The 17,835-nt window shown below is 55.6% G+C and carries 16 protein-coding genes and 1 pseudogene; 6 read left to right on the top strand and 11 right to left on the bottom strand.

What is annotated here, in order from left to right:
• Positions 1 to 37: 37 nt before the first annotated feature.
• From WMO26_RS11825 to adhE, 5 genes and pseudogenes are all read right to left on the bottom strand, one after another.
• The gene (locus WMO26_RS11825; RefSeq protein ID WP_349220646.1) at positions 38 to 244 is read right to left on the bottom strand and encodes a DUF896 domain-containing protein; all 207 of its coding nucleotides are present in this window, start codon (positions 242 to 244) and stop codon (positions 38 to 40) included.
• Positions 225 to 695 carry a YaiI/YqxD family protein gene (locus WMO26_RS11820; RefSeq protein ID WP_349220645.1) on the bottom strand — a complete coding sequence of 157 codons (471 nt, stop codon included), beginning with the start codon at positions 693 to 695 and terminating at the stop codon, positions 225 to 227. The genes WMO26_RS11825 and WMO26_RS11820 overlap by 20 nt, the downstream gene beginning before the upstream one ends.
• Positions 696 to 996: 301 nt before the next feature.
• Positions 997 to 1,542: pseudogene (locus tag WMO26_RS11815) on the bottom strand (hypothetical protein); the annotation flags it as partial.
• Between the two features lie 594 nt (positions 1,543 to 2,136).
• Positions 2,137 to 2,439 (bottom strand): HNH endonuclease, encoded by a 303-nt coding sequence (locus tag WMO26_RS11810; RefSeq protein WP_349220641.1) that lies wholly within the window; start codon positions 2,437 to 2,439, stop codon positions 2,137 to 2,139.
• A gap of 581 nt (positions 2,440 to 3,020) precedes the next feature.
• Entirely contained in the window at positions 3,021 to 5,666 is a 2,646-nt protein-coding gene (adhE, locus tag WMO26_RS11805) for a bifunctional acetaldehyde-CoA/alcohol dehydrogenase (protein ID WP_349220640.1), read from the bottom strand.
• Between the two features lie 907 nt (positions 5,667 to 6,573).
• Between adhE and WMO26_RS13675 the strand changes: the two genes are divergently transcribed.
• On the top strand, positions 6,574 to 7,095 hold the full coding sequence (locus WMO26_RS13675) for a hypothetical protein (protein WP_435431559.1): 522 nt from the start codon (positions 6,574 to 6,576) through the stop codon (positions 7,093 to 7,095).
• Positions 7,096 to 7,446: 351 nt separating this feature from the next.
• On the opposite strand, the gene WMO26_RS11795 is transcribed toward WMO26_RS13675, so the two are convergent.
• From WMO26_RS11795 to WMO26_RS11785, 3 genes are all read right to left on the bottom strand, one after another.
• Entirely contained in the window at positions 7,447 to 8,619 is a 1,173-nt protein-coding gene (locus WMO26_RS11795; protein ID WP_349220638.1) for a SpoIIE family protein phosphatase, read from the bottom strand.
• Positions 8,616 to 10,313, bottom strand: coding sequence for a [Fe-Fe] hydrogenase large subunit C-terminal domain-containing protein (locus WMO26_RS11790; protein ID WP_349220636.1), 1,698 nt, complete (start codon positions 10,311 to 10,313; stop codon positions 8,616 to 8,618). Before WMO26_RS11790 ends, WMO26_RS11795 begins: the two co-directional genes overlap by 4 nt.
• Before the next feature lie 140 nt (positions 10,314 to 10,453).
• A complete protein-coding gene (locus WMO26_RS11785; protein ID WP_349220634.1) occupies positions 10,454 to 10,705 on the bottom strand; it encodes a (2Fe-2S) ferredoxin domain-containing protein in 252 nt (83 codons plus the stop codon).
• Positions 10,706 to 11,006: 301 nt separating this feature from the next.
• On the opposite strand from WMO26_RS11785, the gene ymfI reads away from it, so the two are divergent.
• Positions 11,007 to 11,732, top strand: coding sequence for an elongation factor P 5-aminopentanone reductase (gene ymfI / locus WMO26_RS11780; protein ID WP_349220633.1), 726 nt, complete (start codon positions 11,007 to 11,009; stop codon positions 11,730 to 11,732).
• Positions 11,733 to 12,384: 652 nt separating this feature from the next.
• On the opposite strand, the gene WMO26_RS11775 is transcribed toward ymfI, so the two are convergent.
• The gene (locus WMO26_RS11775) at positions 12,385 to 13,146 is read right to left on the bottom strand and encodes a TVP38/TMEM64 family protein (RefSeq protein WP_349220632.1); all 762 of its coding nucleotides are present in this window, start codon (positions 13,144 to 13,146) and stop codon (positions 12,385 to 12,387) included.
• Between the two features lie 116 nt (positions 13,147 to 13,262).
• On the opposite strand from WMO26_RS11775, the gene WMO26_RS11770 reads away from it, so the two are divergent.
• From WMO26_RS11770 to WMO26_RS11755, 4 genes are all read left to right on the top strand, one after another.
• The gene (locus WMO26_RS11770; protein ID WP_349220630.1) at positions 13,263 to 13,778 is read left to right on the top strand and encodes a DNA-deoxyinosine glycosylase; all 516 of its coding nucleotides are present in this window, start codon (positions 13,263 to 13,265) and stop codon (positions 13,776 to 13,778) included.
• 168 nt (positions 13,779 to 13,946) lie between these two features.
• Entirely contained in the window at positions 13,947 to 14,447 is a 501-nt protein-coding gene (locus tag WMO26_RS11765; protein WP_349220629.1) for a VanZ family protein, read from the top strand.
• A 46-nt stretch (positions 14,448 to 14,493) separates the two neighbouring features.
• Positions 14,494 to 15,147, top strand: a complete 654-nt coding sequence (locus WMO26_RS11760; protein ID WP_349220627.1) for a sugar transferase — start codon at positions 14,494 to 14,496, stop codon at positions 15,145 to 15,147.
• Positions 15,148 to 15,619: 472 nt separating this feature from the next.
• Positions 15,620 to 16,252: a cytidylate kinase-like family protein gene (locus WMO26_RS11755; protein WP_349220625.1), complete on the top strand. Its 633-nt coding sequence runs from the start codon at positions 15,620 to 15,622 to the stop codon at positions 16,250 to 16,252.
• A 173-nt stretch (positions 16,253 to 16,425) separates the two neighbouring features.
• On the opposite strand, the gene WMO26_RS11750 is transcribed toward WMO26_RS11755, so the two are convergent.
• Entirely contained in the window at positions 16,426 to 17,103 is a 678-nt protein-coding gene (locus WMO26_RS11750) for a peptidoglycan recognition protein family protein (protein WP_349220624.1), read from the bottom strand.
• Positions 17,104 to 17,199: 96 nt separating this feature from the next.
• A complete protein-coding gene (locus WMO26_RS11745) occupies positions 17,200 to 17,784 on the bottom strand; it encodes a hypothetical protein (protein ID WP_349220622.1) in 585 nt (194 codons plus the stop codon).
• Between the last annotated feature and the right edge of the window lie 51 nt (positions 17,785 to 17,835).

Below are 17,835 nucleotides of genomic sequence, written 5' to 3'. Positions count from 1 at the left end.
CCGGCGACGAAGAAATTCGTCGCCGGGCCCTTTTTCATCAGGACTCCTTTTTCTTCAGCGGGATTTTCCTCCCGTCCTTTTCCACCAAAACCACTCGCTCCAGCTGAGAGGTCAGGCTCTGCCGATGCGCGTCCACATACTCTTGCCGGAGGGCTTTCTGCTCCAGCCGCTCCGCCTCGCTTAAGCCTTCCTCTCTGGATTTTTTCGCCAGCTCACTAATCCGGTCAATCTTCTTTTTCTCCATTGATTTGCTCCTTTTCCTGCATTTCTTTGAGCAAAGACGTCAATGTCCTCTCAAAGTCTTCATTCTGTTTAGGGGTGCGCTTGGACGGACCCTTCAGCCGACCGCCGCTGCGGCGAATTTTTTGGGCGGTATGCCGAACCGCCAGAAGGCCGTCGATGTTCTCTTGGGTGTAGAGAGCTCCGTCCTGACTGAGCGGCAGAGCTCGTCTAGCTAAACACATGGCAGCCAGGCCATAATCCTGCGTCACGGCCAAATCCCCGGGACAAAGGCGGTTGACCAGGGCGAAATCCGCGCTGTCTGCCCCTTTGGAAACAGTGATCACTTGACAGCCGGGCCGGTGAAATTGATGTGCGGTATCGCATACCAGCACCACCGGGACGCCGAAGCGCCCAGCAAGGCGAAGCACCAGGTCTACAACCGGGCATCCGTCCGCGTCCACATAAATCCGCATGCCGCACTTCTCCTGTCTTTTTTCTAAGTATACCAGCTTTTTCCCGTTTTTGCATCCCTATCTTCGGAAGGAAATGAGAGAGGACGCTTTTTCTTGTGCAACCGTATCTTCGGTGACACAAGGAAAAGGGGCACAGCTTTTCCCTTCAAACAGGAAAACGGCGCAAGGAAAAGGCCGGCAGCGGAAATTCCGCTGCCGGCCTCCCTTACGGCGAAATGCTTCCGGATCAGGTGGCAAGCAAACCAGCCGCACGCAAATTCGCGAGCAGGGCATTGTGATTCGTGATCAGCGTAGCAAGATCCGAACCAACCGGAACGTCCGCTACCGCGGCGGCGGGAGCCGGTGCGGCCCCAGTCGCGCCGGTGGGACCGGTCGGGCCAGTCGGACCGGTCGGGCCGGTTGCTCCAGTAGCACCAATCGTACCTGCCGTGCCGGTTGCTCCAGTCGGGCCGGTGGGTCCAGTCGGGCCGGTAGCACCGGTTGCCCCGCTTCCAGTCGCGCCGGTGGGACCGGTCGGGCCAGTCGGGCCAGTAGCACCAGTGACTCCGATTCCAGTAGCGCCAGTGGCGCCGGTGACGCCTGCAAAGCCCTGCGGGCCCTGGGGGCCGGTCGGACCGGTAGCACCGGTGACGCCGGTGGCGCCCAGTGCGCCAGCGGGGCCGGGGATGCCCTGAATGCCCTGCGGACCTTGGGGACCAGTGGCACCGGTCGCACCGGTGGCGCCGGTTTCACCCGGACGGCCCTCAACACCTTGAATGCCCTGGATACCCTGAGGACCGGTGGGGCCCATGGGACCGCGGGGACCGGTTACGCCGCGAGGGCCAGTGGGGCCGGTGGCGCCGGTGGGACACACCGGACAGATACAGTCCGGACCGGTGGGAGGACAGGGACAGGGCGGCGGGCAAGGCGGACAGGGCGGCGGGCACGGAGACGGGGGACAAGGCGGCGGGCACGGAGGCGTGCACTGCCAGCGATTCGTCGGAAGATCGAGATTTCTGCCGCTTAAACGGGCATAATCTTCGTATCTCATGTAACATCTCTCCAATTCCTATAGAATGATGTCAATGTATAACATCTGCTACAGTCTATGTGGATTGCTACGATTCGGTGACAGCCAGGCCCTTCCCCCGGGCCAGGCCCGCCACCAAAGGCGGCGCAGCCGGCCAGGCCCGCCACCAAAGGCGGCGCAGCCGCCTTTCCCCCAAGCGATTATACAAAAGGCCCCTATTTTGCCGGGGCCGCAGCCCCCTTGCAATCGCCGCAGCGATTGGGCAAAATACCGCCTTTTGTTTAGTCGCGCAGGGGCGCGGGCCGGTTCCGCCTTCCGCCGGGCCCCGATACCGGGCGCGCCAAGCGACGCAGTGGGCGGCGCTCAAGCCGCCCGCGAAGGAGCGGGACGCGCATAAAGCGCGAAGCGCCTCCATATCAAAAAGAGAAAGCCTTACGGCTTTCCCCACGGGTTCCATTCTTCCCCGTAAAAGTCGGACACGTACTCTACGCACGCCTGGTCGATGTCTTCGCTGGTCAGATCCACTTCCCCGTCGAACAGGTTTGTCCCATGGGCAAGCGCATGGCAGCGGGAGCACAGGCAGATCAGGTTGTGCGGGCTGTTCGTGCCGCCCAGCGACCGGTGGATCACGTGGTGGATCTGCAGATAGCGCACATCGTCGCACAGCGCGCACCGGTACCCGTCGCGGGCGTAGATGGACTTGCGGACTTCGTTGGGAATCTTTGCGGACAACATGGCAAGGGCCTCCTTTTTTGAAGATGGGGCCCATGCTGCATGGAAGGCAAGGGTGCCGCCAGGCACTCGCGAAGCCCTTGCCGAACATGCTATCATGAGGCCCCTTCAAAAAGAGGCCCGCCATGGCGCAAAGACCAACAAACCCCAAGCCTTCCGCGTCCTGCATCCGGGCGCTGGGCGGATCTCCCGCTTTCCTCACGCATTGCCGTGGGCCAAGACAAGCTGTGAAACCTTCCCACCGTGAGAATCCTTCACAACATCTTGACTTTCCTTCCCGCTTTGCCTACCACATCTTGCGCTTTTTCTCTCCCCGCTCAAAATTAGGCCTCCATCCCCCGCAAACCCTTGATTTTCCACCATCTTTCCACTTTGAATTTCTTCGATTATCACGAAATATAGAACGAATGTTCGAACCCCGTCTTGCTCTACGCCGAAAGGCGTATACCTCGTTGGGCTATAGAATGATGTCAATGTATAACATCTGCTACAGTCTATGTGGATTGCTACGATTCGGTGACGGATGAAAAAGGACGCGGATGGCTTTCGCCGTCCGCGTCCAGAAAAAACAATGGGTTCTTTTGTTATTCGGCCTCTTTTTGAGCCTCGGCCAGCTGTTCTTCCGCTTTTTCCTCCGTCTCGCCGTAATAGGCTTTTTTGAGGATTTCCTCAAGCTCAGAGATGAGCGGGTACCGGGGATTGGCGGTAGTGCACTGGTCCTCGAAGGCGTTTTCCGCCAACTGCGGAACCTTGGCCATAAACTCCGCCTCAGAAATGCCGCACTCCTTGAGGGACATGGGCATGTTCAGCTCCTTCATCAGCCTGCGGATGGCGTCGATGAGCGCCTGCACCTGCTCCTCCTGGGTAGCTCCGCCCAGGTTTAAGAACCGGGCGATCTGGGCATAGCGATAGTCGGCTACGAACTTGCCGTACTTGGGGAAGGAGACAAACTTGGTGGGCTTCTGGGCATTGTAGGCGATGACATAGGGCAGAATCACGGCGTTGGCACGGCCATGGGGAATGTGGAACTCACCGCCCAACTTATGGGCCAGAGAATGGTTGATGCCCAAAAAGGCGTTACTGAAGGCCATGCCGGCGATGCAGGAGGCGTTGTGCATCTTCTCGCGGGCGACCGGGTCGTTCTCATGGTAGCTGGCCGGCAGGTACTTGAACACCAGCTCGATGGCCTTGACCGCCAAGCCGTTGGTGTAATCGGACGCCAAGGTGGACACATAGGCCTCGATGGCGTGGGTGAGCACATCCATGCCGGTGTCGGCGGTAATGGACTTGGGCATGGTCATGACGAACTGCGGGTCGATGATGGCCACATCCGGAGTCAGCTCATAGTCGGCCAGGGGGTACTTGATGTTGCCGTTCTGCTTATCGGTGATGACGGCGAAGGAGGTGACCTCCGAACCGGTGCCGGAGGTGGTGGGGATGGCCACAAGCTTGGTCTTATTGCCCAGGTTCGGGTAATGGAAGGCGCGCTTGCGGATATCCAAAAAGCGCATGCGCAGGCCGTCAAAGTCGGTGTCCGGGTGCTCGTAGAAGAGCCACATGCCCTTGGCCGCGTCGATGGCGGAGCCGCCGCCCAAAGCGATGATCACGTCGGGCTTAAACTGGTTCATAGCGTCCACGCCGCGCATGATGCACTCCACCGACGGATCGGGCTCCACCTCGGAGAAAATCTCGCAGTGGCAGTAATGCTGGCGCTTGCGAAGGTAATAGAGCACCTTGTCGGTATAGCCGAGCTTTACCATCATCGGGTCGGTGACGATAAAGGCACGGGAGATGTCGGGCATTTTCTCCAAATACTGGACCGAGTCGTTCTCAAAGTAGATCTTCGGCGGAATCTTGAACCACTGCATATTGACTCTCCTTTTGGCAAGGCGTTTCTTATTGATCAGGTTGACGGAAGAAACGTTGGAGGTGGTGGAATTCCGGCCGAAAGAGCCGCAGCCCAGGGTTAAGGACGGGGTGTTGGTGTTGTAAATATCGCCGATGGCGCCCTGGGAGGAAGGCTGATTGGCGATGACGCGGCCCACCTTCATGGCTTCACCGTAGGCCTTGCAGAGGGCTTCGTTGTTGGAATGGATGACCGCGGAATGGCCCAGGCCGCCCAGCTCCAGCATGGTTTTGGCGTACTGGAAGCCCTGCTTGTCGTCTTCACAGACAAAGTAGGCCAGCACCGGAGACAGCTTTTCCAGGGAGAGGGGGTACTTTCTGGAGGGATAGGGAAGTTTTGCAAGCAAAATCTTCGTTTTCTCCGGGACCTTGACTCCCGCCTGCTCGGCAATCCAAGAAGCTGCCTTGCCGACCACCGCCGGATTGACCGCCATCTTTTCCTTGTTGATGACGTAGTCGGTCACCTTCACGGTTTCCTCGGGCGTGAGGAAATAACAGTTGTTGGCCGCCATGATCTCCTCAAACCGGCCGGAGATCTCTTTATCGACGATGACCGCCTGCTCAGAGGCGCAGATCATGCCGTTGTCAAAGGTTTTCGACAGCATCAGGTCGGTGCAGGCGCGCTCGATGTCCACGTCCTTGTTGATGTAGCAGGGTACGTTGCCAGGGCCTACGCCCAGGGCCGGTTTGCCGGCGCTGTATGCGCTGCGGACCATGCCGGAACCGCCAGTGGCCAGGATAAGAGCCACGCCCGGATGGTTCATCAGGGCGGTGGTAGCCTCAATGGAGGGGTATTCCACCCACTGGATGCAGTGTTCCGGCGCACCGTTTTTGACTGCGGCGTCGCGCAGAATGCGGGCCGCCTCCACCGAGCACTTCTGGGCGCTGGGATGGAAAGCGAAAATAATGGGATTGCGGGTCTTGGTGGCGATGAGAGACTTGAACATGGTCGTGGAAGTGGGGTTCGTCACCGGAGTAACGCCCGCGATGACGCCCACCGGCTCGGCCACTTCCACATAGCCCTCCATCTCGTTTTCCGCCACGACGCCGACGGTCTTTTCGTTTTTAATGCTGTGCCAGATATATTCGGTGGCGAAGCTGTTCTTAATGACCTTATCCTCCACCACGCCGCGGCCGGTTTCCTCCACCGCAAGCTTGGCCAGGTACAGGTGCTGGTCGAGACCTGCCAAGGTCATGGCGTGGACGATTTTGTCCACCTGCTCCTGGTTGAGGCTCATATAGCCTTCGAGGGCCCGCTGGGCCTTTTCCACCAGGTCGTTGATCATCGCATCGGTTTCCACGGGAGCTTGTTTCTGATTTGCCATGAGAATTCCCCTTTCTAAATCGAGCGTTTCGGGCAATGTATGTCCGCCGAAGCGGAATGATTGCGGATGATGGTTCTCCACGGGTATCGTTACCGTTTGCCCGGTGAGATTGTTAATATTTTATCAAACGCTCCTACAAAACGCAAGTACAACTTTGCGCTCCTTTTTCCGAGAATTTTGTGAATATTTTAACAAGCTGTCTTTTGGTTCTTTCCGATACATTTTTGAGGTTCCTGGCAGGCTTTTTGCGTCTTTTTTTGATACCTATGGAAAGAAATCCCGATTTGGCTTTTGTGGTTTGCACGGGAAACGCCAGGGCATACCCTTTTCTTTTTCTTAGATGGCTTTTCGTCGGAATCTGCTGTCCGGTTTCTGCCTGACTTCGTGTTTCTTTCTTTCGCGCCGCCGAAAGAAAGAGGCACTCTGACAGTCATTTGAAAAGAGGACCTATGATTTGCCAAATCTTCTTATACCGGGTTTTGCTAAAAATCCGGTTTCAGCTTTGCCGCAGTCGGCCTTATCCGTCCGGTTTCTGCCTGACATCGTGTTCATTTCTTTTGCGCCGCCGAAAGAAACGAACCAAAGAAAGGGCGACTTAAGGGAGAAAAACGGCGTAAAGTTCGGGGGCAAGGTTTTTCTCCCGGAAGTACCCTCTAGGCATTCAGTCGGGAATATGAAATATATTCACAATCGATTTTACCGGCTGTCTGGGTTATATGATTATATCTCACTAAGGTTTAATTTTCTTCCTCCTGCCCTCCTCCGATAAGAGGGGGATTTTCAAGGGGGAAAAATTTGTGTCCCCGTCCCTAGCGTCTTTTTCCCCCTTGAACTGCCTTTTCTTTGGTTCGTTTCTTTTGGCAGCGCAAAAGAAATGAACACCCAAAAGAGCTTTGGAAAGGTACATTTGAAGGAGAAAAAACAGTCCAGTTCTTACCGTTTCCACCTCTCGCCGCCTTTTCTTTTGCCTCTTTCTTTTGGCGGCGCAAAAGAAAGAGGCAGCCTGGGGGTCATCGAAACGGACATGCATCCCCTATTCTTCCTCAGAATACTCGAAGAGCTCCTGCGGCGAACAGTGGAAGAGTTGACAAAGCGTATCCATACATTCAAACCGTATGGATTGCGTCTGGTTATTAAGCATGCGGCTTACACTTTGGTAGCTCATCCCCAGCTGCTTGAACAGCCAGTATTTTGTTCTTCCCTGTTCCTCCAGCAATTCCTTTACCCGCAAACGCGTCATGCTTGTCCTCTCCTTTTCTTATGCTTATACTCGGCTGATTGTTCTTTTGGAAATGTTGTTCATAATGGTTCTTCTTTTTACGAAGCGCTCATCCAATCAGCCAACCTTCGTTTTTTAATTAAAAATATGAAAACAAAAGACTGGCGGAAAGCCTTGGATATAAGCAAAGCAACTTCAGCAACAAGTTAAGAGAGGATAACTTTTCCGAAAAAGAGTTGATTCGCATTGCAGAGGCATTGAATTGCAATTATGATTCTATCTTTACTATGAAAGACACCGGCGAAAAAATATGAAACCGTGTTCGCAGGCTATTTCCTGAGAGACGCGCGGGAAAGAAAAGGATTTTCAGAGGGGGCTTTTATCTCGGTATCTTCATCCCCTATCAATCGTATCCCAAATATCCCCGTTTGGCCATTCCCATGTTGACCGTTACTACGTATGCGGATACAACGCAGCATTATAGAAAAATGCCTGGAAGAAGCGAGTCATATGCTCGTTCTTCCAGGCGTTTCGTTATCTGTCCATCTGCCAAAGGGCCCCTTAATGGTATTCCACCACGACCTCTTTGTCCATCCGCCGCAGGCATTCGGCGATCTCCTGCACCAGGCGCAGCTTGATGCTCAGGTCGATGGGCATGTCGGGGTTCTGATGGGCCGGGTTGAGGGCGCGCCCCACCACGAACTTGGCACCCGTGCATTCGAGAATCAGCTTCTGGGCCAGCAAATGGGCGCCGTCCTTCTTGTAATTGAGGGCGTTGTCCCGTCCTACCCCACCCTGCTCATACTTTTTCATCAGCTCCAGCGCCTTGCCTAGGGTGATGACCCCCTCGGTCACCAGGTCAATCCCCTCGATCTTGGCGATGGGAGGCACGTCGGGAGAAATGTAGTCGATCATGGTGCGGATTTCCCGGCCGGACACCCGGCAGACAATCTGGGAGGTGGTGCCGCCGCAGATGATCTTCGTACCGTCAAAATGCAAAAGCTCGTTGACCAGGGTTTCGTCCTCTTTGCTGTCCACCGGTGGGCCAACCATCACATACGCCACGTTTGGCAGGCGCACCTTGCATACGGCCACGGTGGTATCGTCCCCAGGGGATTCCATATAGAGGCTGTTGCAGGCGGCGAGAAGCTGGGTCTGCATATAGTGGGCGGAAGCGTCCTTCCGATAGGCCTTTTCCAGGTATTCCACCACGTTCTCCTGCTGCCAGCCCAAATTGAGCAGCTTGCCGATGCCCGCGTGGATAACCCCGTCGGAAAAGAAGACGCAGAAGTCCCCCGGCTGCAGCTGGATATTGGTTTCCTTAATGAGCTTTCCCTCGATCTCCACCTCTCTGCGGGGCAGGTCCAGGCTCTTGCCGTCGCGCAGAATGATAAGAGGCGGGTTGTCATACTCCACGATGTGGGCTTCCCCGGTGGGGCTTACCCGCAGGAAGGTAAAGGTGGAATAGGCCACCAGTCTCTCTTGGCAGACCGGGAGGGTGGACGCCATGGTTTCGATGACGTCAGGGATATCGGCGCCCGCGTTTAGCATGGTGGACACGATCTTACTGGTCAGGGAAGCAAGAATGTTGGCCTTGACGCCGCTTCCCAGGCCGTCGGCCAGGACCATGGTGGTGTCGGTGCCGTTTTTTGCAATTTCCACCTTGTCGCCGCACAGCTCTTCCCCGTGCTTAAACAGGCTTCCAAAGCTGGTTTCGTAATAGTAGCTTTTCATAGCCGGTCCCCCTGGGCGATGGACTTTTTGAGCTTGGTAAGAGCCGCCTTGGTTTCGCCGGTGGTTTCGCCCAAAAGGCTGGCGATTTCCTGGGCCACCCGCATCTGCTTGTCGATGACCTTCTGGGTGATCTCCACCGTTTCCCGGCGGAATTCCTCGGTTTTGCGGTGGTTCTCCCGCTCCTCGGTCACGTCCCGGGCGATAACCAAGTAGTCCCCATTGGGTACGGGAACGATGGTCTGTTCGATAGAAAGCTTCCCGTCCTTCATCTCCCGGGGAGAATTGAAGACGGGGTTCCCGGTGGTTTTGACCAGTTCAAAATCCTCCGCCGGCAGCACCAGCTCAATGGGCATGCCCACTGTTTGTGCTTCCGTCAGGTCAAACATCCGCCCGGCCGCCCGGTTATACTGGAGCACCATAAACTCCTGGTCGAGCATGAAGATGGCATTAGGAGTGTTCTCCAGAATGACGTTGGACATGCTCTCCGCCTTTTCGCGCATGTAGGGCAGGCACATTTTCAGATCCGCCTTGCCCTGGTAAACGGCGATGGCCTTTTCCCGGCAGGTGGGATAGCCGCAGGCGCCGCAGTTGAGCATGGATTCGGGCGTGGTCTTGCCGATGCGGGCGAGAATTTCTTTGATAGTCTCGTCGTCGGGGATTTTATCGTGGACCATGGTACGGTTATAGACGGCGAAGAAGTCCGTGCGGGTCTCTTCGGAGGGGACCGGCGGGGTTTCGGTTTTCTTCTGGGAATTGCGCAACAGCAGGTCCTTGGAAATGAGGAAGGGCGTTTCGAAGCTTTTGAGCCCCGGCCCTTCCACACAGGAACCCGAACAGGCGCTCATTTCGATGAAATAGCCGCCAATGTTATAGTCCCGGATGGAATCGAGCATCTGGATGCAGCGGTTGAGCCCGTCCACGGCCACGCTTTTATAGTTCCCGCGGGCCGCCCGGGGAATGGTGCTGAGGATGCCGCCGGGCGAGGGATAGAGGCGGCTGACGGTTTCGTGCATCTCGGCCGGGTTTTCGTCCGGCTCGGAGATGCAGATTTCTTCTTGCTCCAGCCAGTCCTTGAGCTCCTCGAACATCAAAACGGCGTTGATGTCCCGCCCGGTCTTGGCTTCCTGCTTTTTGGAGATGCAGGGACCCACAAACACTACCTTGATGTCGTCCCCGTAGGCCTTTTTCATCATCCGGGCATGGGCCACCGCCGGAGACACCACCGGCGCGATGAATGGGACGAGTTCGGGATAGTATTTCTCCACCAGCATCACCGAGGTGGGGCAGCAGGTGGTGATGATATTGCGCATCTTCTTTTCTTCCATCAGCCGCATGTATTCCCGGCTGACCTGGGTGGCGCCGATGGCCGTTTCCTCCACATGGGCAAAGCCCAGCCGCTTGAGAGCGGCGGACAGGGCGGTAAAGCTCTTGCCCGGGAAGGCGGCCACATAGGAGGGCGCGACACTGGCGTAAATCTTGGCGCCGGTCTTTCGATAGCCTTCGATAATGGGCAGGTCGCTGGACACCTGCTTGGCGTTCTGGGGACATACCAGCGTACATTTCCCGCACAGGATGCAGGCTTCTGGAATAATGCGGGCCTGTTCGTTGGAAAAAGAGATCGCCTTGACGTCACAGGTCCGGATACATTTATAGCAGCTTTTGCAGTTGGCTTCCTTAAACTGGATGATACTCATATTGTCTCCGCCATTTCTCCAGCGGCGAAAAAATAAAAGAAACGCTTATCCCGGCCCGCTGGTTCGGGATAAGCGGCATCAATGCGGGCAGCCACGGCACCCGGGAAATGAACTTGTTCTCCTGCAGGCAGGACGGCCCCTCAGGACTCCACCAGCGGGAGCACCTGGGTATTAAAAAAGTTCTCCGCCGTGGCGCCGGAAACGCTGTAAATATCGCTGTCGCCGATTTTCACCGAGACTGCCTCGGTGCAATGGCCCAGGCAAAATACGCCCATCAACTCCACCTTATCCTCCAGCTCATGCTCCTTAATCAGCCGCTGGAACGTGGTAATCACGCTGTGGGACCCTTTGATATGACATGCGCTTCCGATACATACACTCAACTTTACCATGCTAACCACCTTTTCTCCGGCCGGTTCTTGTCTTGTTTGGAGCGGCCGCCACCGCAGCCGGTGAGTGGCGCGCCGTATGGGCTGCATTTCTCCGGCCGCTGTTCCCTGTTTTACAGGCCGGACACAGAGAAATACACAGAATTTTGTTAAAATTTCGACATAGCTTTATTTTATCCGACAACTGCGCAGATTGCAAGCAGGAATTGCAGCCAAATGGAGTTTTTTCATCCCCTCTCCTTTACCTTATGCGAAAGGTAGGGTAAAATAGAAAAAATATGGCTTGCCCAAAGGAGAGAGAATCATGCCGTCTACCGTTTTGATCACCGGCGCTTCCAGAGGAATCGGGGCTGCCGCCGCCCGTTTGTTCGCCCAGAAGGGCTGGCAGGTGGCGGCCAACTACTGCCAAAGCGAAAAGGAAGCCCGAGCGCTTGCTGCGTCCCACCCCGGCATTCTGGCGGTGCAGGCGGACGTGGCGGACCGCGGACAGGTGGACAGGATGACAAAAGAGGTCCTCCATCAGTTCGGCCACATTGACGTGCTCATCAACAACGCCGGCATTGCCCAGCAAAAGCTGTTCACCGACGTGACCGAGACGGAGTGGGAGAGGCTCTTCTCTGTGAATGTAACCGGGGTCTTTCACTGCTGCCAAGCCGTTCTGCCCGGCATGATCCGCCGCCAGCGGGGGAAAATTCTCAACCTATCCTCCATCTGGGGGATGACCGGCGCCTCCTGCGAGGTGGCCTATTCCGCTGCCAAGGCGGCGGTGATCGGGCTTTCGAAGGCGCTGGCCAAGGAGGTGGGGCCCAGCGGCATCACCGTCAACTGTGTGGCCCCCGGCGTCATCGACACACAGATGAACGCCGCTTTGGACGACGAAACCCGCGCGGGTCTGCGGGAGGAAACGCCCTTAGGGGTACTGGGCAAGCCCGAGGACGTGGCGAATCTCCTTTTCTTCCTGGCGAGCGAACAGGCGGATTTCATCACCGGCCAGGTCATCAGTCCCAACGGCGGCTTTGTCATTGTGTAACGGACCGAAGCACTCCCTTTTGGATGATATGCCGTGATTAGGGGAGTCTTCTGCCAAGACGGAAATGGGCACGGCGAGGCCGGCCATATTTTCAAACAAAAAGCCCCGTCGGCCGAAAACAAATCGGTCAACGAAGCTTTTAATACAATTCGTTTATTTATTGTCAAATTATACTGATTTTTGTTCCTTTTTACCGGAATTCTCCTGCGTGGATGGGAGCTGAAGCTCCAGAAACGGAAGTCCCCGGCGGCTTCCCCACTGTGCCGCAGCCTGGAAAAGCGCCTGGCCGGCGTCCTCTCCCTGTGGAGACGGCGGGATCCAGAACTCTGCCTCCAGCACTGCCCGGTAACGGGAGAAGCAGGGGCCTCTCGGAGCCGGACGCTCCTTTAGGCAAACGGCGGCACAAGGCCGGCCCGCCCTTTCCAGCAGCAGGATCGCGGCCTTTGGATTTTGCAGCAGGGCAAGCAATTGCTTGGCGCAAACCGGCCGTGAAATCCTCTCGCGCAGGCAGCACAAAGCGGGAAGGTCCTCTTGTGTCGCTTGGCGGACGATGCGGCCGCGTCCTTCTTCCCTTTCCCGGCAGAATTCAAAATGTTGTGTGGTTTTTCTGGCTATTTCGTTATATTTAATTTTAAGTATACAATTTGTAATTCTATTCGTGGGATTCCGCCTCCTGCTTTCGCTTTTTCATGATGCGGTTATAGAGGAGCAGGCCCAGCCCACTGACGGCTGCGGTGACCACAAAGACGATGATGGCAAACGTATAGTCCTGCATGCCCAGCGCGTGGCCGCCGATGGTGGAGGTGATGACGGAGGGGATGCGGGCAACGGAGGAAATGAGCAGGAAGGTGCGCAGCTTCATGGGGGTCAGCCCGATAAAGTAGGTCAGCAGGTCCTTGGGGGTGCCGGGGATGAAGAAGGCGATGAAGATCATCAGGTTGAGTTTCTTTTCATTGCGCAGAAACTTGATCCGGCTGAGCTTTTCCCTGGATACGAAAGCTTCCACCAGCTTGATGCCAAAGCATCGGGTGAGAAGGAAGATGATCGCCGAGCCGACCGCCGCGCCGGCCAGGCACAAAAGCGTGCCCTCGATGGCGCCGAACGCGTAGCCCGCGCCGATTTCGATGATTTCGCCCGGAATCATGGCCACCACTACCTGCAGCGTCATTATGCCAATCAGGATGAACCGGCCCCAAATGCCGTATTGGTCCACCCAGACGCGAAACTGCTCCGGGTCAGACGCCAGCTCCACGAGAGGTTTTCCCACTGCGATGGTCACCCAGGTGAAAAAGGCCAGTACCACCGCCAGGGACAGAATGCTGAAAATCCTCCGGCGGCGGATATAGGCCCGGTCTGGCGGGGCGGATTCGTTTTGAATGGTTTTGTGGTTTGGTTGGGTATATGGATTGGTCATAGAGGCAATTTCTCTCCTATATGATACCGGCCGGAACCCGGCCGTTTTTTGCGTTCATTCTTAGAGTCGTTATGAGAAAACAAAACCCTGCAATCTTTGCCAAAGGAGGCTTCGTCGTGCAGCAGACCGTCCATCCCTTCCCCCCTGTGTACGACGCTTTTTCCCGCGTCCTGATTCTGGGCACCATGCCCTCCCCCAAGTCCCGGCAAACCGGGTTTTACTACGGCAATCCGCAAAACCGATTTTGGCGGGTGCTCTGCGAAGTGCTCCAAAAGCCGCTTCCTTCCACTGCAGAGGGCAAACGCCTTCTGGCCCTTTCGTCCCGCATTGCGCTGTGGGATGTACTGCGTTCCTGCGACATAGAAGGCGCCGATGACGGCAGCATCCGAAACCCGGTTGCAAACGATCTGTCCGAAATCCTCAACCGCGCGGACATCCGCGCCATTTTTACCACTGGTACTACCGCAGCTCGGCTTTATAAGCTCCTTTGCTACCCTCAAACCGGCATTCCCGCCCGTATTCTTCCTTCTCCCAGCCCCGCCAACTACCGTAATTATTCTTATGAGGACCTTGTTGAGGCGTACCGGGCAATTGTACCATTTTGTTCGGAATTCATTGGTAACAATGCGTAACATTTCGGTTACATATTGACATAATTCGAGGACAGCGTTATACTGATTGTAACAATATACGCGGGAAAAGTCCAAACGGTTTTCGCTGCTTTTTCGCAGTGTTTTCTTACATAGGATTACCTTCCCCTCCTTTTCCCCAAGTATTGAATTTTTTTGGGGTTTTTATCAATGAAATTACGGATTACTCGGGTGGCTCTTTGGGGCCTTGTTCTTTTGTGTATGGCGTTTATTTTTTATATGTCCGCAAAGCCCGCCCAGCAGTCGTCTCAGGTCAGCGGTCAGTTTATCCGGTCTGTGGCGGCAGCCGTCACTCCGGATTTCTCCGCACTTTCTGAGGACGAGCAGGACGCGGTGGTGGAATCCTTTCAGCATGTGGTGCGCAAGGGCGCGCACTTTTCCATCTACCTGCTGTTGGGAGTCCTTTGCCTGCTGGCAATGCTGACCCACAGGGTGAAACCTGGCGTAAGAATCGGCATCTCTTTGGGAATCTGCCTGCTTTATGCGGCCAGCGATGAGCTGCATCAGCTGTTCATCGACGGGCGAAGCGGACAAGTTTCCGACGTTTTGCTGGATTTCTGCGGTTCGGCGGCGGGGGTTCTCCTGACGGCCGGCCTGGCGGCACTGGTCTGCCGGCATCTGCGAAAGCGGACAAGCCCGGTTTCTTCCTGACGGCGGCACATAGCGGTATCTTTCTACATATAGGAGGTTCTTTGGGGTGTACAAGTACATATTCAAACGAGTGCTGGATTTTTCCCTGTCTTTGTTGGCTCTGGTGCTTCTATCTCCGGTCTTTGCGCTGGTTGCGGTTCTGGTCCGGTGCAGGCTGGGTAGTCCGATTCTGTTCAAGCAGAAGCGGCCGGGGAAAAACAACCAGATTTTTACCATGTATAAATTCCGCACCATGACCGACCAGACCGACGAAAACGGCAATCTTTTGCCGGACAGCGTGCGGTTGACGAAATTCGGAAAATTTCTGCGTTCCACTTCTCTGGACGAGCTTCCGGAGCTTTGGAACATTGTAAAAGGCGATATGAGCATCGTCGGGCCTCGGCCTTTGCTGGTAGAGTACCTTCCGCGGTATAACGAGGAGCAGATTCATCGTCACGACGTTCGTCCGGGACTGACCGGGTGGGCTCAGGTAAACGGGCGCAACGCCATCAGCTGGGAAGAAAAATTCCGTCTGGACGTGCAGTACGTCCACCGCATCACCCTCCGCAAGGACATCCAGATTTTATGGATGACGGTTCGCAATGTGCTCAAACGGGAGGGCATTTCCTCCCAGACCAGCGAAACCATGGAGGTATTCCAGGGAACCCTTTCCTACGAGCAGGCGGCGCAGCCGGTCGAAGCACAGCACATTTCCGCATAATTTGGTATCTCGGTACTTATAGGGGACTGACAAGGGTAGCACCTTGTCAGTCCCCTTCTTTAGCAGCCTTCCGGTTCGGTGATGCTCCATTATCTGGAAAGCATTTCTCCTTTACAGGGAAAAAAGGCGGAAAATTCCGTCAAATCCAATCGCATCCCGGTGTATTTTCTGGCGGAGAAACGAATAGAAATGGGATGGTCTTTTCTTTTCAAAATCCATTCCGCCGGCAAAAGAAACATTTGTGTGGTTTCGCTTTTGATCCATTTGTTGTATAATAAGAAAAGAAGGAAGGCGACATCCGCGTCTTTCCTTTTCATCCGGTCCGGTTTCACCGGATAAGGTTCCATCCTTAACCTACCATATTGTTTTCTCTATCTGCGCAGACGGAGGCTGGTGTGAACCATTGCATCTGACTTTCGCAACCGCAAACGGTGAGGCAGCTGCCGCGCCGATCAACTTGGAGGGATCGAGTATGAAAAACAAAGTCATCATTACCATCGGCAGACAATTCGGAAGCGGCGGCCGGGAAATCGGCAAAAAGCTGGCCGACCGGCTTCATATTCCCTTTTATGACCGGGAGCTTCTGGAGATGGCCGCCAAGGAAAACGGCATGAGTGAAGAGCTTCTTTCCGATTTCGACGAGAAGGCCACCAACAGCATCCTGTATTCCCTGGCCATCGGCTCCTATGCGATGGGCAGTCATGTTTCCGGTGTTCCTGAAATGCCCATGAACGATAAGGTGTTTTTGTTCCAGTCGGATGTAATCAAAGAGGTGGCGAAAAGCTCCTGTGTGGTGGTGGGGCGATGCGCCGACTATGTGCTGCGGGACGATCCGGCTTGTCTGAACCTGTTTTTACACGCACCCAAAGAAGTCCGTGTGGAACGGGTGGCCCGCCTGTATCAACTTGACGACCGCAAGGCGGAGGAAAAGATCCGAAAGACGGACAAAAAGCGTGCCAACTATTATAATTTCTATTCCGGACGAAAATGGGGCCAGGTGGAGAACTATCATCTGGCGGTGGATACCAGTATCGTGGGGATTGATAGAACGGTGGACCTTTTGGAGTCCTTTGCCAAGCTCAAGGATGCAAAACAGGAAGGCTAGAAAGACAACGACAATTACAAAAAGGCTGTGGTTTCAAAATGAAACCGCAGCCTTTTTTGATGCATCGAACGCACAGGTTCCTTCGTTTAGAAAACCGCGTCCATCCGGGTATGTTCCGTCTGTCTGCATGCGGGCGGCGGGCCTTTTGCTTTTTGGAAATGCCGTCCCGGACCCTATTGCAGATACTGGGCCACCCGGGCCTTGAACTCCTTCCACCGTCCGTCCCTGCGGATGCCGGAAGGGCAATTCTTCCCGGAAAAATCATAGTGCATCTTCACGTCGTTCAGAGAAAGGCCGTATTCCTTCACTAAATAGGCGGTCAGCTTGGCGGCATTGTCGAAGGCGGCTTCAAAATTCCCGTCTTCGTTGACGCAGATCTCCACGCCGATGCCGTGGAGATTGCCGTCGCCCGCGGCACCGTCCCCAGCATGATAGGCCACCTCGTTGTCGGGAATGTGGTGGTAAATCTCATGGTCGTCCACGGTATAATGCCAAGCGGTGGTGGAAGGGCTATTGAAGGACAGAAAGTCTGCATGGGCGGCCGCGTCGGCACCGGCGTTCCAGTTGTCAGTCTCGTGGATGACCACGTACCAGATGCTGCGTTTGATTTCAGGCCGGCCCGGCGCCCCTTCCTCCACCAGCTGGGTATAGACGGGAACGCCCCGGATTTCTTCGGGAAAGACGCTGTATTCAGTGGGCGTGGTCTCCCGCCGTTTCGCAGGAGTGCTGGGAGAGCCCAGCGAAACCGCCAGCCCAATCCCAATGCACAAAAGAATCAGCCCTGCCGCCGCCAGCAGCAGGATGCATTTTTTCCTCCGGCTTAGCTGTGAAACCCATTTTAGTCCCTTCATCGTCTTCCCCCTTTCTTCTACCTGTATGAAGAATACCACCTGCAACATGCAAGGTTATGAAGGTTTTCTTTCGAAACTCTTACCGAATGGCAACAATCAGACCGAGGCCTCTCCGTTCTCTGCCGGTTCCTGCAAAATCTGCTCCAGATGGTCGAGCAGAAACTGCTGGGCTTCCCGGGTGTAGAGATTGACCCAGTAACTCTTTCCATTGGGATTCTGCCGCTGAGCGCGGACAATCCCGATTTCTCCTGCCTGCATCGTGGCGGCCTTGCTTTTATGGCCCTGCGCGTCGGTTACCTCCTGCAAAAAGCCCTTGGCTAAAAGCCAGTTGGCCAAAGGCGGATGGGTCAGCTTCTTTTTCGTGTCGTCCACCCCGGCGGCTTCATTGATGCGCTGCACCACGACGCTCAGAGACACCGGCGTATCGCTCAGTTCCACCTGGGAAAGCTGTTGGGCGGATATGGAGAAGGGCGCTTTTTTCTCTCTGGTCTGCCGCCCAACCTGACCGCCGTTTTCAATCACCTGCCCAAGCACGCCCGCCACATAGGCAAAGCAGTTGCGCAGCCGCTGGCCAGCAAGCCCGTTTCCCTCCGGTAAAGTCTGGCGGGAGATGGGGTCGATCCCTTGCGAAAGCTGCTGCAAGTATTCTCTGGCCCGCAGTAATTTTTGCAGTTCTTCCATTTCTCCTCCTCCTTTCTGATTCTTCGGATGCGCCGACCGGTCGACTTTGGT

The sequence above is a fragment of the Solibaculum intestinale genome (genome assembly GCF_040096205.1).
Taxonomy (GTDB): Bacteria; Bacillota; Clostridia; order Oscillospirales; family Acutalibacteraceae; genus Solibaculum_A; species Solibaculum_A intestinale.
Note: the sequence above shows the minus strand (reverse complement) of the source record. Positions and strands in the feature narration are given on the sequence as shown.